The sequence below is a fragment of the Bacillus sp. FSL R5-0576 genome, assembly GCF_038004765.1.
GTDB classification, from domain to species: Bacteria; Bacillota; Bacilli; order Bacillales; family Bacillaceae; genus Bacillus; species Bacillus subtilis.
The window spans coordinates 1,957,612-1,980,729 of sequence record NZ_JBBORU010000001.1; the positions used below are offsets into that span (position 1 = coordinate 1,957,612).

A 23,118-nucleotide genomic window follows, 5' to 3' on the forward strand; every position below is an offset into this window, starting at 1 on the left:
AATCAAGAGGTCAGAACAATTGTTTAGAAAAACTTTTTCCAGTGAATAAAACTGCTTTTTCTCCAAAATACCTGACAATTCGACAAACAAAAAATATATTACAATAAAAAAAACAGCCTTTTTCGCTAAAAGTGAATGATTATTTTCTTCTATATTAATGTGTATATACAAAAAGACTCCTATTTGTAACGATAGGAGTCTTGGCTTTATTAGAATTTTGCAGCAAGATCTTTTGCTTCTTGTAAACCTTTTTCAACGATTTCTTGCGCTTGATCAGGTGCTGCGTTATGTCCTTCGATGACAACTGTGTGCAAGTCTTGAACACCCCAGAAACCAAGAACTGTTTTCATGAAGTTTAATGACATTTCAAGTGCAGCCATTGGTCCTTCTGAGTAGACACCGCCGCGAGCGTTAAGAAGCGCAACTTTTTTGCCTCCCATTAAACCGACTGGTCCTTCTTGTGTGTATTTGAATGTAACGCCTGCGCGAGACAGATAATCAACATAAGTATGAAGCACTGCTGGCACTGTGAAGTTCCAAAGCGGGAATGCGAAAACAACTTTGTCAGCTTTTACAAACTGGTTCAGATATTTGTCAGCAATTGCTGCTTGTTTTTTCTCATCTTCTGTCATTTCCATTCCTTGACCTGCTTTAAATGTTCCGTTAATCATATCTCTGCCAAGGTAAGGAAGGTTTTCCTTATGAAGATCTAATTCAACCACTTCATCATTAGGGTTGTTTTCTTTATAAGCAGCTAAGAAAGCTTCGTAAAGTTTAGTTGAAACGCCTTCTTCAGCTGTACGGTCGCTTGATTTTACAAATAAAACTGTAGACATTTGTATTCCTCCCGGTAAACTTTTTATATTTACTTACAAATAGTATGTTACTTTCTTTTTTACGCAAAGTCAATCACTTTATTTTGAATATGAGATTTTTTTTCAAAAAAAAGCAAGTACATCTAATATCGGTGTACTTGCTTGCCATTTTTACTTCGAATCTTGTTCACGATCTAAGATTTCATACGTCTGCGAGCTTTTTTGATCAATTGTTTCTTTGTTGGATAAGTCTTTTACCTGTTCATGAAACTCTCTTTCATAAGAAGGAGCATCTGTCTCCAGATCATCCTCCACATCAGCTTGGGCCTCAACTGTCATTCTTGCATAAGGAACAGCTTCAAGTCTTTCGTAAGGAATCTCTTGACCGGTTTTTTCACACACGCCATAAGTTCCATCTTTCATCTTTTGTAATGCACGGTTGACCTCCTCTAACAGCTCCCGGTCAATCTCTTTCACTGTTTGGTCTGTCATCCGGTCTGTGACGAGCGTCCCGTGATCTGCCATATGGTTGTCAACCCCATTGGAAAGCTCCCCCACTTCTTCCGTCATTGATTCTGTTTCCTTTTTCTCGCCAGACAATTCTTTTTGCATATCGAGCAATTTATGATAGAGATGCTGTGTTTGTTCTTTTGTCAGTGCCATGTATATCCTCTCCTTTCTATCCTGTTTCCCGTTTTGCCTTCTGTCAAACATGGGAACATCGATGGAAAGATGAGCTACTGCCTTTTTGAACGGATCGTGACCGCTGGCGTCGATGGTGCTTCGGGTTTTCGTTGGCACTTTTTGTTCTTCTCTTCTGGCGGTATATAATAGGTTGCGCCTATATTTAATCTGCCGCTCAGTTCATCAATGGTCAGCTCGCCGAATTCAAGATGATAGTCAATTTTTTCGACATTCAGCGTTTCAATATGTATATAGGTTTCTTCAGATTCCTGTTTGCTGCTTTGTTTCTGTTTCTCAAGCACTGAAAGTCTTTCTTCACATTCACGCAGTTTGTCAAGTTCTGGTTTCAAGCAATGCCTGATCAGCGACCGGAACATTTTTTTCATGACATCACGACCCTTTGCATACTCCTCTTTCGTCTACATATATAATGAGGTATATCCCATAGAAAGGAGAGGTTTTCATGCTTCCGACTAACATCAATATTTCTCATCTCAAGACTAACTCGATAGGCACCGGCTCATCCCTTACCTTTGGTTCTGCGGAGTTAAGGAACAGGTGCTCTGCTATCAAAAGAAATAACGGTTTTGGGGAACAAAATGCAGATGTTATTGTTATGGTCATTCCGATTGAATCAATTGATGACCGTGATGGGGCAGATGCACTCAGTATGAAAATCAATCATCAATAACAATGGTTTTCGCTTGACCTTCGTCTTTTTGAATGGTGATGTATAGGATTCCGTCTTTAAAAATGGCATTCATCTTTCCATGAAGATGGTCGGAAAGCGGAATTTTCTTTTCAAAACTTCCGTATTTCCCTTCTTTTTGGCGAAAGTCCTGTTCATTAAAATAGGAAAAGCGCTGCCCCTTCACCACTAAATAATCTCCGTACGATAATATGTGAACGTCTTGTTTACGGTAGCCTGGAAGATAAATTAAAAACTGCACTTCCGTAACGGTATCTACAATATCCATGCTCGGAAATGAAGCATCTCCTTTCCCTCGCTGATCTTGCTGCGCAAACGGAAACGGAGATTGGCCATTTGTCATAAAAGGGGTTTTTTGGTCTTCATCAAATACCTGTTTCCAAAAGTCACCGCCATACATCTGCTGTGCGAATTCCATCCACTGCTTCATCTTTTCGAAATCCATTTGAAGCCCCCTGTCTTAACATACTTTATAACCGCCAGCATACAACTATAGAAAGGAGGTTTGCCTGTGGTTCAACCAACTCCGTATATCAATATTAATATTTTCATGCTGAAAATTAATTCCTTTGAAAATGCTTCAGCGGTTAACGTAGGACAAAATTTATTGGCAGAATGGCAAAATTCAGATAAAAAAAATCAAGGCTACGGACAGAATTTTGGAGATGCGAGCGGATTTATGGGCACGAGAAGCCATGTGGATGACAGAGACCAAATTGATTCTCCGGCCTCTTTTGAAAGTGAAGCGGTTAACTCCTCAATCAAAAGGAAGTGATGAGATGTTCTTTTCACCCTCCGTCGTGAATGTCGGCGGATTTAAAATCAATACGATGGACCGTGGTTCCTCTTTAACACTCGGTCCGTATCAGCAGGTCGATTACTTTTTATCAGCTAAAATAAATCAAGGGTTTGGGGAAGAAAATGGCGACTTTACTCCTCTTGTCGTACCGATTTCAAATGTATTAGATGCAGATCTTGTTGATTCGAACTCAGCGAAAAACAGTGTGGTGTAATAAGAACAGGGCGCACATGCCCTGTTCTTGTTTTTATATATAAAAAAAGCCTAACCATTTTTTGAACGGCTGGCTCATCAAATATTCAGCTGCACAAATGCTTTGTCAGCACCGCCTGAACCTCGCTTAAATCGGTGTCTTTCGCAAATTCTAATTCGAACGTTTTGCTTCTTGTCATCAATAAAAGCCCAGTGTCCGGATCAAACATTCCCGCTTCTTGGATGGCAAAGCTTTCAATTGTTTTATATGGAAGAAATACACGAACCTTCTTTTTAGAAAACATTTTATTGTCAAAGAAAATGATCCGCTTATTTGTAAAGCAAATTTGGTCCACTCGGAGCTTATAAATCGATTCTATTCTTTCCCCTTCAACGAGCAAAGCCTCAAGCTTCTTTGCATCCGTTGATCTGCTAACAGAAAAAATACCCAATGAAGAACCCCTCTTTCTGCATTTATCTATTTGTTTTATCATTCACTACATAAAAATAAGTCCTTTATCCCTATATAAGAATACGACATAGAAGACATTTAAACCATTACGAACAGATTACATTTTTCAAATTTTTGATTTGTTTTTTGGCTTTTAAGCTGTTGTCATCAAGTAATACGCACATATAGAGAAAAAAGTTTCAATATTCAGCAATGTTTTTATAAAAAAGTGGTTTTTAATGATTTTTTTAATTTTGTTTTATATTTCCTGTTTTAACCACAAAAAAACCGCAGCTGAGCTGCGGTTTTATGTATCGACTGCTTTTAACAAAATCTGTTTGATGCTTCAAGGAAGCATTACATCTCTTCGAAGTATTCTTTATAATAGCCGCCGACTTTATTCGTATTGTCGACCACAAAGAGAAACTCCTCTGTTTCATTTTTTACTTCATATTCTTTTCCCGGCGTTAAAACGCGGTTTACGATATATTTTTTTGCGTTTGTCTGCACACACTTTACTTTTTTAATTGTTTCTTTTTCAAGCCAATTTTTATGAATCATGATGAAATCTCCTTTTCTTATCTATAAGTTTATTGTAGCTTTTTTCTTTTGTAAATTGCAATATCGGTTATTCATTGATTTTGCCTTGATTTCTATTATAGAATGTTTGTATACGCTTACGTTTGAAGCAACTATCACAGCTTATTTCTGCTATTCAATCCAGGAATCAATGTGCTATCACCAAGAATCTCAGAACAGACCATAAAAAATGACTGGAGGTTTGTTACGGATGAGTTCTTTAACGATGCAAGTGACGAAAAGGCTGGAGACATTTTTACAGGGAACAAAGAAGCTTTATATTGACGGAAAGTTTGTTCCGAGTGCCTCAGGGGCAACCTTTGACACTCCAAACCCGGCGACCGGCGAAACCTTGATGACGCTGTATGAAGCCCAGGCTGCGGATGTGGACAAAGCTGTTAAAGCTGCCCGGAAAGCCTTTGACCAAGGTGAATGGAGAACAATGTCTCCAGCTTCGAGAAGCAGACTGATGTATAAGCTGGCAGACTTAATGGAAGAGCATAAAACTGAGCTTGCTCAGCTTGAAACACTTGATAATGGGAAACCGATCAATGAAACGACTAATGGAGATATTCCGCTGGCTATTGAGCATATGCGCTATTACGCCGGCTGGTGTACAAAAATAACAGGACAGACGATTCCGGTTTCCGGCGCTTATTTTAATTATACGCGTCATGAGCCTGTCGGTGTCGTCGGCCAGATCATTCCATGGAATTTCCCGCTCCTGATGGCGATGTGGAAAATGGGCGCGGCACTTGCAACAGGCTGTACAATCGTCCTCAAACCGGCTGAACAAACACCGCTTTCAGCTCTTTATTTGGCAGAATTAATTGACCAAGCCGGTTTCCCTGCCGGTGTAATCAACATCATCCCAGGATTCGGTGAAGATGCGGGAGAAGCGCTGACGAACCACGAAGCGGTTGATAAAATTGCCTTTACCGGTTCCACTGAAATCGGAAAGAAAATCATGTCCACCGCAGCGAAAAGCATTAAGCGTGTGACATTGGAGCTGGGCGGAAAATCGCCTAATATTCTTCTGCCGGATGCGAATTTGAAAAAAGCCATCCCGGGCGCTTTAAACGGTGTGATGTTTAACCAGGGTCAAGTCTGCTGTGCGGGCTCACGTGTCTTCATTCATAAAGACCAATATGATGAAGTTGTTGATGAAATGGCATCCTATGCTGAGTCACTCCGCCAAGGAGCGGGACTTCATAAAGATACTCAAATCGGGCCTCTCGTAAGCAAGGAACAGCATGAGCGCGTTCTTTCCTATATTCAAAAAGGAAAAGATGAAGGAGCAAAAGCAGTGACCGGCGGAAGCTGTCCTTTTGAAGCAGGATACTTTGTCGCACCGACTGTGTTTGCGAATGTTGAAGACGAAATGACCATCGCAAAAGAAGAAATTTTCGGACCCGTGCTGACTGCAATTCCGTACGAAACAGTCGATGAAGTTATTGAACGGGCAAACCATTCAGAATATGGGCTTGCGGCCGGACTATGGACAGAGAACGTCAAGCAGGCACACTATATCGCGGACCGACTTCAAGCCGGAACCGTTTGGGTGAACTGCTATAATGTGTTTGACGCGGCGTCTCCATTTGGCGGTTATAAACAGTCAGGACTCGGACGAGAAATGGGATCATATGCCTTGGATAATTACACAGAAGTCAAAAGTGTATGGATAAACCTTGAAGACTAACATGTATGTTTAAAAAACTGCTGCCTGCCAGCAGTTTTTTTCTTTCTGTAATGGCAGTAAAAGACGCTGAATATATATGCTTCTGAAGGAGTTGAGCGTGATGGGCACACTTCAGGAGAAAGTGAGGCGTTTCCAAAAGAAAACCATTACGGAGTTAAGAGACAGGCAAAATGCTGATGGTTCATGGACATTTTGCTTTGAAGGACCAATCATGACAAATTCCTTTTTTATTTTGCTCCTTACCTCACTAGATGAAGGCGAAAACGAAAAAGAACTGATATCAGCCCTTGCAGCCGGCATTCATGCAAAACAGCAGCCCGACGGCACATTTATCAACTATCCCGATGAAACGCGCGGAAATCTAACGGCTACCGTCCAAGGATATGTCGGGATGCTGGCTTCAGGATGTTTTCACAGATCTGAGCCGCACATGAAGAAAGCTGAACAATTTATCATCTCACATGGCGGTTTGAGACATGTTCATTTTATGACAAAATGGATGCTTGCCGCGAACGGGCTTTATCCTTGGCCTGCTTTGTATTTACCATTATCACTCATGGCGCTCCCCCCAACATTGCCGATTCATTTCTATCAGTTCAGCTCATATGCCCGTATTCATTTTGCTCCTATGGCTGTAACACTCAATCAGCGATTTGTCCTTATTAACCGCAATATTTCATCTCTTCGCCATCTCGATCCGCACATGACAAAAAATCCTTTCACTTGGCTTCGGTCTGATGCTTTCGAAGAAAGAGAACTCACGTCTATTTTGTCACATTGGAAACGCGTTTTTCATGCACCATTTGCTTTTCAGCAGCTGGGCCTACAGACAGCTAAAACGTATATGCTGGACCGGATTGAAAAAGACGGAACATTATACAGCTATGCGAGCGCAACCATATTTATGGTTTACAGCCTTCTGTCACTTGGTGTGTCACGCTATTCTCCTATTATCAGGAGGGCGATTACCGGCATTAAATCACTGGTGACTAAATGCAACGGGATTCCTTATCTGGAAAACTCTACTTCAACTGTTTGGGATACATCTCTAATCAGCTATGCCCTTCAAAAAAATGGTGTGACCGAAACGGATGGCTCTGTTACAAAAGCAGCCGACTTTTTGCTAGAACGCCAGCATACCAAAACAGCAGATTGGTCTGTCAAAAATCCAAATTCAGTTCCTGGCGGCTGGGGGTTTTCAAACATTAATACAAATAACCCTGACTGTGACGACACTGCAGCCGTTTTAAAGGCGATTCCCCGCAATCATTCTCCTGCAGCATGGGAGCGAGGGGTATCTTGGCTTTTATCGATGCAAAACAATGACGGCGGATTTTCTGCTTTCGAAAAAAACGTGAACCACCCACTGATCCGCCTTCTGCCGCTTGAATCCGCCGAGGACGCTGCAGTTGACCCTTCAACCGCCGACCTCACTGGACGTGTACTGCACTTTTTAGGCGAGAAAGTTGGCTTCACAGAAAAACATCAACATATTCGACGCGCAGTGAAGTGGCTTTTCGAACATCAGGAACAAAATGGGTCTTGGTACGGCAGATGGGGTGTTTGCTACATTTACGGCACTTGGGCTGCTCTTACTGGTATGCATGCATGCGGGGTTGACCGAAAGCATCCCGGTATACAAAAGGCTCTGCGTTGGCTCAAATCCATACAAAATGATGACGGAAGCTGGGGAGAATCCTGCAAAAGCGCCGAAATCAAAACATATGTACCGCTTCATAGAGGAACCATTGTACAAACGGCCTGGGCTTTAGACGCTTTGCTCACATATGAAAATTCCGAACACCCGTCAGTTGTGAAAGGCATGCAATACCTTACCGACAGCAGTTCGCATAGCGCCGATAGCCTCGCGTATCCAGCAGGGATCGGATTGCCGAAGCAATTTTATATTCGCTACCACAGTTATCCATATGTATTCTCTTTGCTGACTGTCGGAAAGTATTTAGATTCTATTGAAAAGGAGACAGCAAATGAAACGTGAATCTTATCAAACGGAGATGTTCAATTGGTGTGAAGCCCTGAAAGATCAGATTCAAAAGCGAGGTCAGCTTGACCAGTTTGAAGATCAAATCGACAAGATGATTGAGGCTCTGGAAGATGACCAAACTACAGAAGAAGATTGGTATAAACAGGCCGCTGCCCTTTATCGGGATATTACAGAATCAGATGATACAAGTGAAAGACGCGCTTATGTCCCTATAGGGAAACACGTGCTGCCAAAGCTTCCTTACAAATACTCCGCCTTAGAACCTTATATTTCACGCGATATTATGGTCCTTCATCATACAAAACATCATCAAAGCTATGTCGATGGCCTGAACAAAGCAGAATCAGAGCTTAAAAAAGCGAGAGCAACAAAGAATTATGACTTAATCACTCATTGGGAAAGAGAGCTTGCGTTCCATGGAGCAGGCCATTATTTGCACAGTATTTTTTGGTTTTCTATGCATCCAAACGGAAAGCGGCGTCCTACAGGAGCATTGTTCCAAATGATAGACCTTTCATTTGGAAGCTATTCCGCTTTTAAAGAACATTTTACCCAAGCCGCTAAAAAAGTGGAAGGCGTCGGCTGGGCCATTCTGGTCTGGGCACCTCGATCAGGACGGCTGGAGATTTTAACGGCAGAAAAACACCAGCTCTTCAGCCAATGGGATGTAATCCCCCTTTTACCGCTTGACGTATGGGAGCATGCCTACTATTTGCAATATAAAAATGACCGGGCCAGCTATGTAGACCACTGGTGGAATGTCGTGGATTGGCGCGAGGCAGAAAAACGTTTTGAGCAGGCAAAAGAAGTCGTTTGGAAGCTCTATTAAAAAAAGCCCCCTTTCCCCGGGGGCTTCGTGTTTTAAAAAATCCCTACCACATGCAAAAACACGATGATAATGGCAACAGGAGATAGATATCGAATGAGCAGCAGCCAAACAGCAAACCACTTTCGTTTGAGATTGGAACCGCTTTTCAGCTCGTCAAACAAATCCTGTTTCGGTATTTTTAGCGGGACAAAAATCGAAATCAGTAACGCACCTAACGGCATTAAAATATTGCTCACAAGATAGTCGGCGGCATCAAAAATAGACAGATGAAATATAGAGACGTCACTTAAGACGCCGTATGATAATGCAGACGGCACACCGACAATAAAAATAGCAATTCCGCCTAACCAAGCGAATCGTTTTCTCTTATTGACATCGCCTTTCGAAAGTACTGCGACCAAAATTTCCAGCATTGAAAAAGCAGATGTCAATGCAGCAAATAAAAATAGAAGTAAAAATGCTAATAAAAAGATAATTCCGAACGGCATTTGATTAAACACAGTCGGCAGCACGTTAAATAACAGAACCGGGCCTTGGTCTGGTTTGAGGCCGAATGAAAAGACAGCTGGAAAAATCGCAATTCCGGCCATTACAGCAACAAGCATGTTCATAACAGTTACAGATACAGCGGACTGTACCAGATTTTCCTGTTTCTCTAAATAAGCGCTATACGTTACCATGACAGATACACCGACACTTAATAAGAAAAAGGATTGTCCCATTGCATATAAAATGGTATTGGCATCAATTGCAGTTAAATCAGGCATCAGGAAAAATTTAATTCCTTCCATCGCGCCATCAAGTGTAACCGAACGCACCATTAAAATGATGAATAATAGAAAAAGCGCTGGCATTAATACTTGGCTTGCTTTTTCAATTCCGCTGCTTACCCCTTTTGCAACAACTAAAATTGTTACCACCATAAAGAGCAGCTGGCCTCCCACAGCCAAATAAGGATTTGAAATGGTACTTGCAAATATCGTATCAAAACCAGATGTTTGCGATAAACCGCCAGTGAAGCCTTTTATAATATAAATTAAAATCCATCCGCCTACGACACTGTAGAAAGATAGAAGAATAAAGCACGTCACCATGCCTAAATAACCGATCCAATGCCACTTCGTTCCTGGAGCAAGTGTTTTATAGGACTGAACGGCATCTTTCTGTGTTCTTCTACCTATGATGAATTCACCTAACAATAAAGGCAGTCCGATTAAAACCGTAAATAAAATAAAAATAAGTAAAAATGCGCCTCCTCCACTGGTTCCGGCAACATATGGGAATTTCCATATCGCACCAAGCCCGATAGCTGATCCTGCCGCGGCTAAAATAAAGCCGAGCTTCGAAGACCATTGATTTGCTTCCTTCACCGTATCACTCCTATTTGATCTAACCATTATAAAGGTTCATTGTAAGAATATCTTCCTATATAGTCAAGAACATTTTAATTAGTTTACATCATATATCTATAGACATCTGCCAAAAACTAATATTGAATTATTCAGAAAATTATTTATAATAAGAGAATGTTATGAAATTTGTAAGAATTTCTGCTGAAGTTCTTGATAAGTGTGTTAGGAGTGTTTTTATGGACATCATTAGAAAAATAAGTCATTTTGCAGGACAAACCTTTGGCATATGGGTCATTGTTTTTGCAGTGCTGGGATTTTCTTTCCCATCTTTATTTACGTGGATCAGTTCTTATATTACGATTTTTCTTGGCATTATCATGTTTGGGATGGGCCTTACACTGCAAGCCGATGATTTCAAAGAGCTGGTCAGAAAGCCTTGGCAAGTTATTATTGGAGTAATAGCTCAGTATACGATCATGCCGCTCGTTGCTTTCGGCCTCGCATTTGGGCTTCATCTTCCAGCTGAAATCGCAGTTGGTGTTATTCTTGTCGGCTGCTGTCCCGGGGGAACTGCATCTAATGTTATGACATTCTTAGCAAAAGGAAATACTGCCCTTTCTGTTGCGGTTACAACCATTTCTACCTTATTGGCACCTGTTGTAACACCGTTGTTGATTATGCTGTTTGCCAAAGAATGGCTTCCTGTCTCGCCGGGGTCTTTGTTTATCTCAATTTTACAGGCGGTTTTATTTCCGATCATTGCAGGTCTGATTGTCAAAATGTTTTTCAGAAAACAAGTGGCAAAAGCCGTACATGCCCTTCCGCTTGTTTCTGTCATTGGCATCGTTGCGATTGTCTCAGCTGTCGTCAGCGGCAATCGGGAAAATCTGCTTCAATCGGGGTTGCTCATTTTTTCAGTTGTTATCCTGCATAACGGTATCGGTTATTTACTTGGTTTTTTTTGTGCAAAGCTTTTAAAAATGGATTACCCGTCTCAAAAAGCGATTGCAATCGAAGTCGGCATGCAAAACTCCGGGCTTGGGGCTGCACTTGCCACGGCTCATTTCTCACCGCTATCGGCCGTACCAAGCGCAATATTCAGTGTGTGGCATAACCTTTCAGGTTCTATGCTTGCAACATATTGGTCAAAAAAAGTGAAAAAGAAACAAGCTGGATCCAAAAGCAGCAATCTATCACTTTAAATATGCATCAAAAAAGGTACATCACTTTATCGTGACGTACCCTTTTTTATTATCCTTCTAATAAAAGCTGTTCAGGATCTTCCAGTAAATTTTTGATTGTCACGAGGAAGCCAACCGCTTCTTTACCGTCTACAATCCGGTGATCATAAGATAAAGCGAGATACATCATCGGACGGTTTTCGAAACGCTCTTCATCAATTGCTACTGGGCGCAGCTGAATCTTATGCATGCCCAGTATACCGACTTGAGGGCTGTTTAAGATCGGAGTTGACATCAGTGAACCGAAAGTCCCTCCGTTGGTAATCGTGAAGGAACCTCCCTGAAGCTCGCTAAGGGTTAATTTATTGTTTCTTGCTTTTTTCGCAAGCTCGCCGATCTCTTTTTCGATTCCTGCAAATGTCAGGCGGTCCGCATCTCGTACTACCGGTACGACAAGGCCTTCATCAGCCGCAACAGCGATACCGATATCATAGAATTTCTTAACGATCAACTCATCGCCCTGAATTTCCGCATTCAACAGCGGATATTTTTTCAATGCAGCCACGACCGCTTTCGTGAAGAAAGACATAAAGCCGAGCTTCACTTCGTTTTGCTCAAAGAATTGATCTTTGCGGCGTTTTCTGAGATTCATAACAGCCGTCATGTCCACTTCATTAAATGTAGTCAGCATCGCCGATGTTTGCTGCACCTCTACAAGGCGTTTTGCAATCGTTTGTCTGCGGCGTGACATTTTTTGCACTTCGACCGGTTTATCAAAGCTTTGCTGTGCTTTTGGAGCCTGAGGCTGCTGCTTTTGCTGAGGAGCCGGTTTTGATGCCGGTTTTTCGTACGCTTCGACATCCTGCTTGCGCACTCTTCCAAGCGGATCTCCAGTTGGAACTTGAGACAGGTCAATTCCTTTTTCTCTCGCCAGCTTACGGGCCGACGGAGAAGCGATCGTTCTTGATTTTGCTTCAGATTGTGCTTCCTCGCTCACCTCTTGTGCAGCTGGTTCAGCCTGTTTCTCTTCTTTCACGCTTTCCTTGCTTTCTGCTTTCTCTGTAGGAGCAGGGGCAGAACTTTCACCCGCGCCTTCTGAAATCGTACCGATAATTTCTCCGACCTGGACGGTATCACCCGAATCTTTCAATACCTCTTGAAGTACACCCGATTCTTCTGCTGTCAATTCAACATTCACTTTATCCGTTTCTAGTTCAAGCAGATATTCACCCTGTTCTACATAGTCACCAGGCTGCTTTAACCATTGGGCTATTGTTCCTTCTGAGATTGATTCTGCTAATTCAGGTACCTTAATTTCCGCCATTTTTTCATTTCCCCCTTAGTTTTTGCGAGTCAAGCTATCAGATACAATACGTTCCTGTTCTTTTTTATGAACTGTCGGATCTCCCTCTGCAGGGCTGGATCGTCTTCTTCGTCCAATATATTGAACGCTTACTCCCTCTGGTGCAATCTCTGTCAAATACGGGCTGATATAACCCCAAGCCCCCATGTTCTGCGGCTCTTCCTGCACCCAAACGATTTCTTTCAGGTTCGGAAGTTTTGCAAATAACTCTTTGACTCCTTTTGCCGGGAATGGATACAACTGTTCAATTCTCGCAATGTGAAGCCACTCTTTACCGTCTTCTAACTTATTAAAATGATCACTGATGTCTATAGACACTTTACCGCTGGATAATACAAGTCTGGTTACTTTTTCATAGTCATGAGAAAGTCCCGACTGTTCATAAACAGGCTGGAAGCGGCTTTCGCTGAGCTCCTGCACTTCTGACACCGTATTTGGGTTGCGAAGAAGGCTCTTCGGCGTCATAATGACGAGCGGTCTGATTTCTTCACGAAGCAGCATTTTAGCCTGTCTTCTTAAAATATGGAAATACTGTGCCGCGCTTGTCAGGTTGGCAACCGTCCAGTTGTTTTCTGCTGCAAGCTGCAAGAATCGCTCGATTCTTCCGCTTGAGTGCTCAGGCCCCTGTCCCTCGTAACCGTGCGGAAGCAGCATGACTAATCCGGATTTTTGGCCCCATTTCGCGCGTCCGGCAGAAATAAATTGGTCAAAATACACTTGAGCAGCGTTGGCAAAATCTCCGTACTGTGCTTCCCACAAAACAAGCGTTTCCGGTGAATGCACGTTATAGCCGTATTCAAAACCGAGAACCGATCCTTCAGACAGCGGGCTGTTATGAACAGCAAATGATGTGCTGCAGTCAGATAAGTGATGAAGCGGCACAAATTCTTCGCCCGTCTCACTGTCATGAAGCACAAGGTTTCTTTGGGCGAACGTTCCGCGCTCGGAATCCTGTCCTGTTAAACGAATCGGTGTTCCGTCTTTCAAAATTGAAGCAAACGCGAGTGATTCTGCCAAAGACCATTCCACTTTTCTGTCATCATCGAACGCCTTGGCGCGTCTTTCTAAAATGCGCTTTAGCTTGCCGAAAACATTAAATGACTCCGGCCAGTTGATCAATTCGCCATTCAGCTTGCGGAGCACATCAAAATCAATCGAAGTGTCCACATCTGGGAAACCGTTTGATACAGGCTCTGGAAGTTCAATTTCACAGGCAGTGTGTTCCTTTTTAGACGGAACTTTCTGATATGCATCTTCAATGCGCTTCGTTACCGATTTTTCGATGTTTTGAACAACTTCCTCGGTAAGTACGCCTTCTTTTACCAGCTTTTCAGCGAAAATTTGTTTGACGGTCGGATGCTTTCTGACAGCATCATACAGCATTGGCTGAGTGGTTGACGGTTCATCCATTTCGTTGTGTCCATAGCGTCTGTACCCGATCAAATCAATCAGAAAATCCTTGTTGAATGTTTTTCGGTATTCGACCGCAAACTTAACAGCTGAAAGACAAGCTTCAGGATCGTCCGCATTCACGTGAACAATCGGAATTTCATAACCCTTGGCCAGGTCGCTGGCATATTTTGTCGATCTGGATTCAGCGCTTTCTGTTGTAAATCCGATCATGTTATTGGCGATAATATGAATCGCACCGCCTACTTGATACCCTTTTAAAGAACTTAAATTCAATGTTTCAGCTACAATTCCTTCCCCAGGGAATGCAGCGTCTCCATGGATTAAAATGGCCAGCGATTTTGTTTCATCTTGTACCGGGTATCCGCTTTGTGTTCGCGTTTCCTGTGCCGCTCTTGTGCTGCCTTCAACAATCGGATTGATAAATTCCAAGTGGCTCGGGTTGTTCGCTAACGTAATGCGCGCTGATTTTGTTTCAGCGTCTTGAAGCTCCCGATTCGCCCCCAAATGGTATTTGACATCCCCTGTCCATCCGTAGCTGATTCCAATGGATCCCTCAGACGGTACAAGATCTTTGTTCGGCGCATGCTGGAATTCAGAGAAGATGATTTCATACGGTTTGCCGAGCACATGTGCCAAGACATTCAGGCGTCCCCTGTGCGCCATCCCGATGTTGACACTTGTCGTGCCTGATTTGACAGATTGTGCAATAATGTCATCAAGCACTGGAACAAGAGCGTCCAGACCCTCAATGGAAAAGCGCTTCTGCCCGACGAATGTGCGGTGCAAAAACTGCTCAAAGCCCTCTACTTCAGTCAGTCTTTCCAGCACAGCCGACAGTTTTTCAGCTGAGTTCTTCTGGAACAGCTCGCCAGATTCAATCTTTCTTGTCAGCCACTCGCGCTCTTTGAAGTCATGCACATGGTCAAATTCAAAAGAGATGGTTCTTTTATACGTATTTCGTAAATACTGAATGGCTTCTAAACCGTTCGTAATGTTTTTAGGAGCGTCTTTGCAGATGACAGACGCAGGTATTGCTTTTATTTCCTCTTCTGTTAGCCCGTAATCGGATAATGGAAAAAGTTCGCTCTTTTTCCCATCCTTTCTGAGCGGATTGACGGAAGCGTTCAAATGGCCATAGGTTCGGATATCTTCTGCAAGTCTGACTGCGGATGCGATCTTTTGAATCAGATCGGCTGTAACACGTCCCTTTTCTTTTGTTCCCGAGGCCTCTTTTATATCGCTTGGCGGAGCACCGAGCTCGTCGAACATTTCCTTCAAATCCGGGTCAATGCTGTTCGGATCCTGGGTATACTGATCGTAAAGCTCCAGCGCATAGCCGAGGTTCGGACCGTAAAAATCTTCCCAATTCATTCGTTGTTTCATACTATTTTGAAACATTTGAATATTACCCCCAACTTAAATAATCAAGTGATTGATTCACTATCTTGAAATAACTTTCGAACGCTGTGTCCAAAATTATGTAATAAAAACGCTTCCAACGATATTTTACCACTGTTTGCAATTTGATTCTACCTTGATTGTTCACAAAATAGTAAAAAACCTTTATAAAAAACAAAAAATTTAATCATTCGAAAAAACAAACGCCAAAAAGCATAGGATTAAGGGCTATCCTATGCTTTTATGAAGCAGTTTTTTCAGCAGCGGATACAAAACATCCGGTAGCTGATCAACATCCGGGACAAATATACTGAATTTTCCGTACATATCCTGGATCGTCTTCATTTGCGATTCTTCTATTTCTGAGTTGGAGAGAAAAACATTTATCACTTCTATTCCTCTTTTTCGGGCTTCGATAACCGCCTCACTTGTATCAACGATCCCATTTTGTTCGTAGCCAAATGCGGCCGGCTCTCCATCTGAGAAAACAATTAAGAACTTTTGCGCCTCGCTGCGATGCAGCATTTTTTTCGTCATCTGCCTAATTGCGTACCCGTCACGGTTATCTTCTTCTGGCTCAAGCTGCATAATGGCCGGTCCAGACTCTTGTCTTAATGATGATTGGAAGGGAATAACCGTATTGAAATAGTTTGGCTGGCTTGTTTCGGTTGCATCATTTGTGTCCTCCCAGAACCCGACAATCTGATGCGGAACCGCTACCGATTTCAACGCTTCGTGAAACAGCACGATTCCTCGTTTTGTTTCGTCCATTTTGTCGAACATGCTGGCTGAACAATCGACCAGCAATGTAAAAACTGCGTCGATTTCTGAAGATGGTTCTTGCTTTTTGTAGAACAGGCGCGGATTTCGCTCAGTGAAGTAGCGAAGAAGCTTATTGTTCAGTCTCCCGGCATGAAGATCTGTTCTCGGCAATGTTTTTTTATGTTCAAGCGTTTTTTGAATCATTTGTTTCAAACGCTTTTGATACGATTCAATCGTTTTTGCCTGCTGTTTATAAGAAAGCTCTTCTTCACTGGTTGCCGGCTGCGGTTCTTTATAAATTGGAAATGCATATTTATTTTCTTTGCCGTCAGCCATCCCCGCTCCGTTCGGCTGGTCTTTTTGGGACTCCAGCGCTTCCAGCTTGGAATAGTCTTTCCGTTTCGTTTGTCTGGCTGATCCTTGAACAGAGCCAAGGGCCTGATCTCCATCGTCGCCTTCCCTTGAAGCATCTTTTCCTAAATCTGATTTTGCGCCGTGTTCAATATCAAATTGAAGGAAGCTTTTGGACGGTGCTTCTGTTTCCCGGTGCCATGTCGGCATTTCTTCTTCATGGATATCCTCATCACCGTCTGATTGTTTTGGAAGCGTGATGTCATCACTCAGCTTCGGCGCTTTTTTCTCTTCTTCAAATAACGGCTGTTCTGCAGCTTTTGCGTAGTCAAGCTCAGGCAAAAAGAAGTAGGTGTTCAACATGTCTTTATCGAGCACCTCTTCAAGCCCGTCCATGAGGTCCTCAACAATTTTCAGAACCTGCCGTGTCGAATCTGCTTCATACACACGCAAGAGCTGCTGCTCAATAAACGGGCGCATCAGATCGATATCTTCACGCATGGACGGAAGGGTCTCAAGCGGCGATTCCGCTGTGAGCTTGACATAGATCGCGCAAAAGAGCGCATCGGTAAAAATGCTTCGTTCCAAATTTAAGGTCAGCTGAGTTGAGAAATGTTTTCTGTACATGTCTTTTCGCTTCGCAAATACATGTTTCGTACCCGGACGCTCATGTTTGATGCGTTCTTCGATTCTAATGTCTTCAAGCAGCATAAAGAGCTGCTTGGCAAAACTTTTAAACGTAAGATGGCGATGGATATCATTCAAAAAGTTCGCAAACTCATGCAGCGAGCTATATCTTGTTCCGACTGAACGCAGGTAGACGTCGCTTTTCAGACCCGCTTCCATGTCCTCAGCTGCCCTGTCTTTCCAAAAGTGGCTCATATAGATTTTCTTTTCAAATGGATTGTAATAGGACTGAACGCCATACTCCACTTCTACCGCTTCACTCTTGGTGAGTGTTTTGGCCAAATCAGTCAGCATCATAAATAAAAATGAATCAATTGTGCTGTCGTTAAATTTGATAAATTTCATCGCAGCCCCCTCATTCAAACAGAGTTTCCGCAATATTTCGGACGGCCGCTTTTTCCCGATCATCATCAAGCTTTTCTACAATTCCCCGCTCAATGGCACGACGCGGCGGAATATAAGCAGCTAAATCACATGTATCGATTAAAGCTCTGATGGATGCCGCTTCTTCAGACACCTGTCCGTTATTGGCCTGAACGATCAAGTCAGAGGAAAGCGTGATAAATCTGTCAATCAATTTCTCGTCTTTCAAGGCTGACTGAGACATGAGCACTTGTTTCAGCAGCTCGCCTTTAATATAAGGCACATCAATGATGACAAAACGGTTTTTCAACGCTTCATTCAGAGGAACAGTTCCGACATAGCCTTCATTGATGGCTGCAATGACCCCGAAACCGCTTTTAGCCCGTATGACCTCGCCTGTAAACGGATTTGTCATCATTTTTCTGTAATCTAATACACCGTTTAAAATAGGCAGTGTTTCCGGCTTCGCCATATTGATTTCATCTATATAAAGAAAATGTCCTTCCTTCATTGCCTTTGTAACAGGTCCTGAAACAAACTCGATTGTTGCCTGGCCAGATTGATTTTCAATCGTTTTATAACCGACCAATGCCTCAGCGTCCAAGTCGACTGAACAGTTGACGCTGTGCATCGGTTTATGAAAATAGCTGGACAATGTTTCTGCCAACTTTGTTTTTCCTGAACCTGTAGGCCCTTTCAGCAGGACATTTTTCCCCATGGCTAATGCAATAATGGCGTCAAATAAAATGGCTTCATCCTCCGCCTCATAGCCTGATGTTCCTATAAGCGATTGAAACTCTGGGGAAATGGGCTGCTCTTTATATGATAAAAGCTTTTGTTGTATATCTTCCGGCAATGTTAAGTGCTGTAGTTGTGTTGTCATAGACAGATTCCCTTTCCTATTCATATTCCTTAACGAGTATACTAAAAAAGCCCCTGTATGCTCAATACAAAAGGGCTTGGATGATATTACTGCTTCTCGTTATTTCCCAAAAGGGCTCCGCAGACAATACGCGCACCGGAATTGCCGCTTGGGTTTGTCAGATAATCGTCCGCTTGTTCATGAATAATAAATGCACTTCCGTCCTCGTCGAGAATATTTAGTTTACTTCCTTTTTTCAGTGAAGTGTCAGGCGCATTCATTATGACATCTACCTTTCCATCAGCACCGACTTCAAGGTTCGGCAGATCTCCGGCATGATGCCCCATCGGATTATTGAAGCCGTGTTCTTTGTTCAGTGGATTAAAGGGACCGCCCGCTGATTCAAAATCCGGCCTGACACAAGAACCTTTCTCATAAATATGAAAACCGAGAGAAGCACCTGGACGCAGGCTGTTTGCGGAAATATGAATATCGAGGCCTTCATCATCTGATTCTTTGATCTCTATAAAGCCGACTGCTTTCCCTTCACGATTGACCAACTGGACATGATGACCAAACGCTGACGTTTCAACCACTTTTTTTTCCGGCACCCTGTTAGGAGGGTCTGGAGGTTTTTTTTGTCCGCATCCGGCAACTCCCAGTGCCGTCAGCATCATCAACAGCAAGAGACGGTACATACTGTCTCCCCCTTGTTTTTTCTAACAGTGTGGTCAATCATTGTCTGGTATAAACAAAAAAGCCTATAAAAGGCTTTTTGTCATACTCATTTTTAAAAATAACTTCTTGCGCCCAAGTACCGCTGTTTCCAATACGAATTGCTGAGATTGGAAATGTCGACGCCCGATGAGCTTGCATGAATAAAATCACCGCCGCCTAGATAAATCCCCATGTGAGACGGGCCGGATTTATATGTGGTAAAGAAGACAAAGTCTCCTACTGACGGCTGGCTGACCTTCTGCATGACATTCCAATATCCTGCCGTACTCAATCTTGATATAGATGATACATTATTAATGAGGTAATAAATGAAGCCGCTGCAATCAAAACCGGCAGGCGTGTTTCCGCCCCATCGGTAAGGCACTCCAACATATTTTTTCGCTTCCGTTATCATTCTGTCAATCTTCGAGCCTATTTGAATGTTTGACCCTGAGTTATCTTTTGGCTTTGTTGGCTTTGTCGGATTTGAAGGATTAGATTTTGATGCTCCCGAAATAGTCAGAACCTGCCCGATTTGCAACACATCCGATGATAAATTGTTTTTATCACGGATGCTTTGGACAGTGACTCCGAGCCGATTTGCAATTTTCCACAGCGAATCGCCTGCTTTTACCTTGTACGTCGTTGTTTTTGAGGGATTGGAGTTTGACGGCTTTTTGGAACCGCTGTTTCCGTTCTTAGGTGAGCTGCTTCCTTTTATTTTGAGCACCTGTTTAGGATAAAGTGTATCTGATGTTAAGCCATTTAAGGTTTTTAATTCGGCTACAGTCATATTTAAGCTGTTTGCGATTTTCCACAGTGAGTCACCAAGCTTGACCGTATATGTACTTTTTGAAGAACCTGAAGAATTGGAACCGCTGTTTTTCTTTGATCCATTTGATCCGCTTGAACTGCTTGTCCCTTTGATCTTAAGCTTTTGCCCCGGACGAATCAGGTCACTGCTCAGGCTGTTTAAGCTTTTAAGCTCAGAAACACTCATTTTATGATTTTTAGCAATCATCCATAGGGAATCACCATATGCAACTGTGTATGTTGATGTTTTGCTTGAATTAGATGAGGATGTCGTGCTTTTTTTGCTGCTTTCAGGAACCTTAAGACTTTGTCCGACATAAAGCACCGTTGATTTCAATTTGTTTTCGGATTTCAGAGCTGATATTGTCGTATCATACTGGCGGGAAAGTTTCCAAAGAGAGTCACCGCTTTTTACTTTTATCGTTTTTGCTTCCGCGGGTGCTGCGGCCATCGACGACCCAACAACTGCAGAAACAGCCAAGCCGGCTACAATCTTCTTTTTCATTCATTCAACCTCCTAAACTGTTTTTTTGCAAAAACAGCTAGTATTTCGTTTCCAAAAATGGCACACAACTGTTTTATCGTCAATTTTTCAGCAAGTTAAACCCTTTTCAAACATTTGGCGCAGCATTTTCAGCATCGTTCGACCTTTAAACCTTCAAATAAACATCTAACATTTTACATAAGCACGATATGTTTTTCGAAAGTCTAAGGAACTATTTAAGCGAGGGTAAAAATGATGGTTTTCTATTGATGAACGAAGCAGTTTCTCCTCCTTTCTTGTCTATTTTTCTAATCAATTCTCTATCGGCATGTCAAATCCCTTCCTCTGCATTCTTATGAAATGGCAAAAAGCCTGTTCTTTCGATAAGAACAGGCTTTTACACTATGCATTTGCTGATTGAGTTTTTTGTTTTACAGCTTCAAGAATGCTGTCGGCTGCTTTTTTAGAGCCGCCTGCCGCTTTCAGTGATTGTCCAATTTCTTTTGCCTTTTCAGCATACGAACGATTATTCATTACTTCTTGTATCGTCTCTTTCAGTAGGCTTTCAGACAATTCTTCCTTTTTAATTACTTTTCCTGCGCCGACTTTTTCTACCTGATCTGCGACAACAAATTGGTCGCCTCCCATCGGAATGACAACGAGCGGGGTTTCAAAATACAAACCTTCACTTGTGCTGTTCATTCCGCCGTGGGTCACAAATAAGCTGGCTCTTTTCAAGATCTCAAGCTGAGGGACATACGGGCGTACAATGAAATTCTCCGGAATGTCGTTTAACTCACTTGTTTTAATATGCTTGCCGATGGAAAGCACAACTTTACCGTCAAAGTCCTTACACACTTCAAGGCATTGATTAAAAAACTGCTTTTGATTGTTAAAAATGGTTCCCATTGAAATAAACAGCACGTTTTCATTGTCAATCTGATCAAATGGGAAATCATTGTTTCCGGCTCTTTCTGTAATGGAAGGACCGACAAATACATATCGCTCGCCAAATTGCTCATCCAGTGGCTGAAATCCCCTTGATGTAAAGATGATTGTCAAGTCACCATCAGCTAAAAAAACATCAAATGGCTTCTTGATCTCTGCTTGAAAATCAGCATTTAAAGTTTCTGCAAGCTGCTGGTATGATTCATAATGAGGCGAATCTTCAAGTGATCCTTTCATGTACGCTCCCATCATTTCCTTAGCAAATTCCTCATTCATCGCAAAGGTTGTACACAATGAAAATCTTGGCAGCTTCAGCATGTTGGCAATGACTTTACCCGCGAGAAGATGGTGATCATATATGACATAATCATACGATTCATGTTTGACTTCCTCATAAATATGAGTCGCGATATCCTTACAGGCTTTCAAAAAAGCGCAGAGCATTTCTGTGAAATCTCTTTCTTCATCGCCGGTTGCGTTTTTCCCGAAGTAATCTCCTCTGAAATCATGATACTCACGAAACTCTATATCAAGAGCTGTGATTTTTTCTTTATATTCCTTCACTGCGTAGTACGTAATGTTTTCTCCCCGGGATTTCAGCTCCTTCATCACACCGATAGAGGGATTAATATGCCCTTCACCGGGGAAACCGATCATTAATACATTAGCCATGCGGCAGCACCCTTCCTTTGAAAATTTATGTAATATTTTATACGGTACTATAAATACATAAACAGGTAAAGTATTTCACTTAATTAATATTCATTACATATAACTTTTCTACCAGTTTATATTTCCTGTCTTCAAGACAAAAAGCATTCAGCTTGAAGCGAATGCTTTAATAAAGATGCGAATTCAGTCATTTTGTCTCATGATAGGATTCTTAATCAGGCCCTTTTTATTATTTTTACGTTCTTGGTGAAATTAACGGATATAATACACCGTCTTTGGCAAACGACATCTTCCCTGTTTCCTCTGAAACCACGAGCACCAGTGCATCCGTATATCCCGACATACCGAGAGCCGCCCGGTGCCGGGTTCCCAAATGGATATCCACTTCCTTCGTCGTCAGCGGGAGCACATTGGCTGCTGACACGAGTTTGTTTTCCCTCACTAATAAAGCGCCGTCATGAAGAGGGTTTCCGGGAAAAAAGATGCTTTCAATTAATGAAGAGCTGATCTCGGCGTGTAGGGAGGTGCCTTTTTGAATAAAATGTTCAACCGGGTCTGCTCTTTCAATCACAATTAAAGCTCCATGCTTATGTTCCGATAAGGCTTTAATCGCCTTGGCCAGCTCAATAAATGCCGGCGTAAATTCCTCAATGTATGATTGCAAATAAAAGGAGGATGCAATCCCCTGCATGTCCTGAAAAATGTGCCCTAATTCATCTAATTCACAAAGAAGACACTGGTCTTTTTCGTGAAGCGTTTTCAGGATTAGAGATGCATCACCTAATATTTGCTCTAGGTACACCTGTATTTTCCCCTTGAACGCATTTTCTGATATCTGCTCATAGCGCATAATCTTCATCTCCTGTTCAAATTTCCAACTTTTCACGAATGCTTATCTTATTGATGCACATTCTATTGGTAAAGGAGGGATGTAAAGAATGGAAATCGAAAGAATCATTCAGTATATTTGCACCTTTTTAGGCGTGATTT

The 23,118-nt window shown here is 42.4% G+C and carries 22 protein-coding genes; 7 read left to right on the forward strand and 15 right to left on the reverse strand.

Translation table 11 applies throughout. The annotated features are described in order from the left end of the window. Nucleotides 1-209 precede the first annotated feature (209 nt). From azoJ to NX903_RS09745, 3 genes are all read right to left on the reverse strand, one after another. Nucleotides 210-836, reverse strand: a complete 627-nt coding sequence (gene azoJ / locus NX903_RS09735; RefSeq protein WP_003231260.1) for an FMN-dependent NADH-azoreductase AzoJ — start codon at nucleotides 834-836, stop codon at nucleotides 210-212. A gap of 150 nt (nucleotides 837-986) precedes the next feature. After that, complete coding sequence (locus NX903_RS09740) at nucleotides 987-1,478, reverse strand: TraR/DksA family transcriptional regulator (protein WP_003231259.1); 492 nt, start codon at nucleotides 1,476-1,478, stop codon at nucleotides 987-989. A 74-nt stretch (nucleotides 1,479-1,552) separates the two neighbouring features. Beyond that, nucleotides 1,553-1,885, reverse strand: a complete 333-nt coding sequence (locus tag NX903_RS09745) for a hypothetical protein (protein WP_024573296.1) — start codon at nucleotides 1,883-1,885, stop codon at nucleotides 1,553-1,555. A gap of 77 nt (nucleotides 1,886-1,962) precedes the next feature. Here NX903_RS09745 and NX903_RS09750 point away from each other — a divergent pair, with 77 nt between their 5' ends. Next, a complete protein-coding gene (locus NX903_RS09750; RefSeq protein WP_015383862.1) occupies nucleotides 1,963-2,190 on the forward strand; it encodes a hypothetical protein in 228 nt (75 codons plus the stop codon). Here the strand turns inward: NX903_RS09750 and yocM are convergent. Then, nucleotides 2,177-2,653 (reverse strand): salt stress-responsive protein YocM, encoded by a 477-nt coding sequence (yocM, locus tag NX903_RS09755; RefSeq protein ID WP_042976035.1) that lies wholly within the window; start codon nucleotides 2,651-2,653, stop codon nucleotides 2,177-2,179. The genes NX903_RS09750 and yocM overlap by 14 nt on opposite strands. 66 nt (nucleotides 2,654-2,719) lie before the next feature. Between yocM and NX903_RS09760 the strand changes: the two genes are divergently transcribed. Together NX903_RS09760 and NX903_RS09765 are read left to right on the forward strand one after the other, a co-directional pair. Beyond that, the gene (locus NX903_RS09760; RefSeq protein WP_004399338.1) at nucleotides 2,720-2,983 is read left to right on the forward strand and encodes a hypothetical protein; all 264 of its coding nucleotides are present in this window, start codon (nucleotides 2,720-2,722) and stop codon (nucleotides 2,981-2,983) included. A 4-nt stretch (nucleotides 2,984-2,987) separates the two neighbouring features. After that, nucleotides 2,988-3,221, forward strand: coding sequence for a hypothetical protein (locus tag NX903_RS09765; RefSeq protein WP_003231251.1), 234 nt, complete (start codon nucleotides 2,988-2,990; stop codon nucleotides 3,219-3,221). 85 nt (nucleotides 3,222-3,306) lie between these two features. On the opposite strand, the gene NX903_RS09770 is transcribed toward NX903_RS09765, so the two are convergent. Together NX903_RS09770 and NX903_RS09775 are read right to left on the reverse strand one after the other, a co-directional pair. Next, a complete protein-coding gene (locus tag NX903_RS09770; protein WP_003220141.1) occupies nucleotides 3,307-3,651 on the reverse strand; it encodes a PH domain-containing protein in 345 nt (114 codons plus the stop codon). A 356-nt stretch (nucleotides 3,652-4,007) separates the two neighbouring features. Continuing rightward, nucleotides 4,008-4,211 (reverse strand): DUF6501 family protein, encoded by a 204-nt coding sequence (locus tag NX903_RS09775; RefSeq protein ID WP_003231245.1) that lies wholly within the window; start codon nucleotides 4,209-4,211, stop codon nucleotides 4,008-4,010. Nucleotides 4,212-4,440: 229 nt separating this feature from the next. Between NX903_RS09775 and dhaS the strand changes: the two genes are divergently transcribed. The 3 genes from dhaS to NX903_RS09790 all read left to right on the forward strand — a co-directional run bounded on the left by dhaS (nucleotide 4,441) and on the right by NX903_RS09790 (nucleotide 8,762). Next, complete coding sequence (dhaS, locus tag NX903_RS09780) at nucleotides 4,441-5,928, forward strand: aldehyde dehydrogenase DhaS (protein WP_015714095.1); 1,488 nt, start codon at nucleotides 4,441-4,443, stop codon at nucleotides 5,926-5,928. A 100-nt stretch (nucleotides 5,929-6,028) separates the two neighbouring features. After that, entirely contained in the window at nucleotides 6,029-7,927 is a 1,899-nt protein-coding gene (gene sqhC, locus NX903_RS09785) for a sporulenol synthase (RefSeq protein WP_086343941.1), read from the forward strand. After that, nucleotides 7,917-8,762, forward strand: a complete 846-nt coding sequence (locus tag NX903_RS09790) for a superoxide dismutase (protein ID WP_015251901.1) — start codon at nucleotides 7,917-7,919, stop codon at nucleotides 8,760-8,762. Before sqhC ends, NX903_RS09790 begins: the two co-directional genes overlap by 11 nt. A gap of 32 nt (nucleotides 8,763-8,794) precedes the next feature. Here NX903_RS09790 and NX903_RS09795 read toward each other — a convergent pair whose 3' ends face one another. Continuing rightward, a complete protein-coding gene (locus NX903_RS09795; RefSeq protein ID WP_014480024.1) occupies nucleotides 8,795-10,132 on the reverse strand; it encodes a sodium-dependent transporter in 1,338 nt (445 codons plus the stop codon). A 218-nt stretch (nucleotides 10,133-10,350) separates the two neighbouring features. Here NX903_RS09795 and NX903_RS09800 point away from each other — a divergent pair, with 218 nt between their 5' ends. Next, nucleotides 10,351-11,316, forward strand: a complete 966-nt coding sequence (locus NX903_RS09800; RefSeq protein ID WP_024572776.1) for a bile acid:sodium symporter family protein — start codon at nucleotides 10,351-10,353, stop codon at nucleotides 11,314-11,316. A gap of 49 nt (nucleotides 11,317-11,365) precedes the next feature. Here the strand turns inward: NX903_RS09800 and odhB are convergent, their stop codons facing one another. The 8 genes from odhB to cdaS form a co-directional block, all read right to left on the reverse strand. After that, the gene (gene odhB, locus NX903_RS09805; RefSeq protein ID WP_033884553.1) at nucleotides 11,366-12,619 is read right to left on the reverse strand and encodes a 2-oxoglutarate dehydrogenase complex dihydrolipoyllysine-residue succinyltransferase; all 1,254 of its coding nucleotides are present in this window, start codon (nucleotides 12,617-12,619) and stop codon (nucleotides 11,366-11,368) included. 15 nt (nucleotides 12,620-12,634) lie between these two features. Continuing rightward, nucleotides 12,635-15,469 carry a 2-oxoglutarate dehydrogenase E1 component gene (sucA, locus tag NX903_RS09810; RefSeq protein WP_086343942.1) on the reverse strand — a complete coding sequence of 945 codons (2,835 nt, stop codon included), beginning with the start codon at nucleotides 15,467-15,469 and terminating at the stop codon, nucleotides 12,635-12,637. Nucleotides 15,470-15,697: 228 nt separating this feature from the next. Further along, complete coding sequence (locus NX903_RS09815; RefSeq protein WP_086343943.1) at nucleotides 15,698-17,614, reverse strand: nitric oxide reductase activation protein NorD; 1,917 nt, start codon at nucleotides 17,612-17,614, stop codon at nucleotides 15,698-15,700. A gap of 10 nt (nucleotides 17,615-17,624) precedes the next feature. Further along, a complete protein-coding gene (locus tag NX903_RS09820; RefSeq protein ID WP_010886530.1) occupies nucleotides 17,625-18,539 on the reverse strand; it encodes an AAA family ATPase in 915 nt (304 codons plus the stop codon). A 62-nt stretch (nucleotides 18,540-18,601) separates the two neighbouring features. Next, nucleotides 18,602-19,192 carry a superoxide dismutase family protein gene (locus NX903_RS09825; protein ID WP_015251895.1) on the reverse strand — a complete coding sequence of 197 codons (591 nt, stop codon included), beginning with the start codon at nucleotides 19,190-19,192 and terminating at the stop codon, nucleotides 18,602-18,604. A 92-nt stretch (nucleotides 19,193-19,284) separates the two neighbouring features. Next, nucleotides 19,285-20,529: a D-gamma-glutamyl-meso-diaminopimelic acid endopeptidase CwlS gene (gene cwlS, locus NX903_RS09830; protein WP_086343944.1), complete on the reverse strand. Its 1,245-nt coding sequence runs from the start codon at nucleotides 20,527-20,529 to the stop codon at nucleotides 19,285-19,287. 381 nt (nucleotides 20,530-20,910) lie between these two features. Continuing rightward, nucleotides 20,911-22,128: a macrolide family glycosyltransferase gene (locus tag NX903_RS09835; protein WP_086343945.1), complete on the reverse strand. Its 1,218-nt coding sequence runs from the start codon at nucleotides 22,126-22,128 to the stop codon at nucleotides 20,911-20,913. Between the two features lie 235 nt (nucleotides 22,129-22,363). Further along, on the reverse strand, nucleotides 22,364-22,987 hold the full coding sequence (gene cdaS, locus NX903_RS09840) for a cyclic di-AMP synthase CdaS (protein WP_072174170.1): 624 nt from the start codon (nucleotides 22,985-22,987) through the stop codon (nucleotides 22,364-22,366). Nucleotides 22,988-23,118: the final 131 nt, after the last annotated feature.

Bases quoted from the DNA above. Each gene is read 5' to 3' on its own strand.
- azoJ (WP_003231260.1), bottom strand. From the start codon at position 836: ATGTCTACAGTTTTATTTGTAAAATCAAGCGACCGTACAGCTGAAGAA.
- NX903_RS09740 (WP_003231259.1), bottom strand. From the start codon at position 1,478: ATGGCACTGACAAAAGAACAAACACAGCATCTCTATCATAAATTGCTC.
- NX903_RS09745 (WP_024573296.1), bottom strand. From the start codon at position 1,885: ATGAAAAAAATGTTCCGGTCGCTGATCAGGCATTGCTTGAAACCAGAA.
- NX903_RS09750 (WP_015383862.1), top strand. From the start codon at position 1,963: ATGCTTCCGACTAACATCAATATTTCTCATCTCAAGACTAACTCGATA.
- yocM (WP_042976035.1), bottom strand. From the start codon at position 2,653: ATGGATTTCGAAAAGATGAAGCAGTGGATGGAATTCGCACAGCAGATG.
- NX903_RS09765 (WP_003231251.1), top strand. From the start codon at position 2,988: ATGTTCTTTTCACCCTCCGTCGTGAATGTCGGCGGATTTAAAATCAAT.
- NX903_RS09775 (WP_003231245.1), bottom strand. From the start codon at position 4,211: ATGATTCATAAAAATTGGCTTGAAAAAGAAACAATTAAAAAAGTAAAG.
- dhaS (WP_015714095.1), top strand. From the start codon at position 4,441: ATGAGTTCTTTAACGATGCAAGTGACGAAAAGGCTGGAGACATTTTTA.
- sqhC (WP_086343941.1), top strand. From the start codon at position 6,029: ATGGGCACACTTCAGGAGAAAGTGAGGCGTTTCCAAAAGAAAACCATT.
- NX903_RS09790 (WP_015251901.1), top strand. From the start codon at position 7,917: ATGAAACGTGAATCTTATCAAACGGAGATGTTCAATTGGTGTGAAGCC.
- NX903_RS09800 (WP_024572776.1), top strand. From the start codon at position 10,351: ATGGACATCATTAGAAAAATAAGTCATTTTGCAGGACAAACCTTTGGC.
- odhB (WP_033884553.1), bottom strand. From the start codon at position 12,619: ATGGCGGAAATTAAGGTACCTGAATTAGCAGAATCAATCTCAGAAGGA.
- sucA (WP_086343942.1), bottom strand. From the start codon at position 15,469: ATGTTTCAAAATAGTATGAAACAACGAATGAATTGGGAAGATTTTTAC.
- NX903_RS09815 (WP_086343943.1), bottom strand. From the start codon at position 17,614: ATGAAATTTATCAAATTTAACGACAGCACAATTGATTCATTTTTATTT.
- NX903_RS09820 (WP_010886530.1), bottom strand. From the start codon at position 18,539: ATGAATAGGAAAGGGAATCTGTCTATGACAACACAACTACAGCACTTA.
- NX903_RS09825 (WP_015251895.1), bottom strand. From the start codon at position 19,192: ATGTACCGTCTCTTGCTGTTGATGATGCTGACGGCACTGGGAGTTGCC.
- cwlS (WP_086343944.1), bottom strand. From the start codon at position 20,529: ATGAAAAAGAAGATTGTAGCCGGCTTGGCTGTTTCTGCAGTTGTTGGG.
- NX903_RS09835 (WP_086343945.1), bottom strand. From the start codon at position 22,128: ATGGCTAATGTATTAATGATCGGTTTCCCCGGTGAAGGGCATATTAAT.
- cdaS (WP_072174170.1), bottom strand. From the start codon at position 22,987: ATGAAGATTATGCGCTATGAGCAGATATCAGAAAATGCGTTCAAGGGG.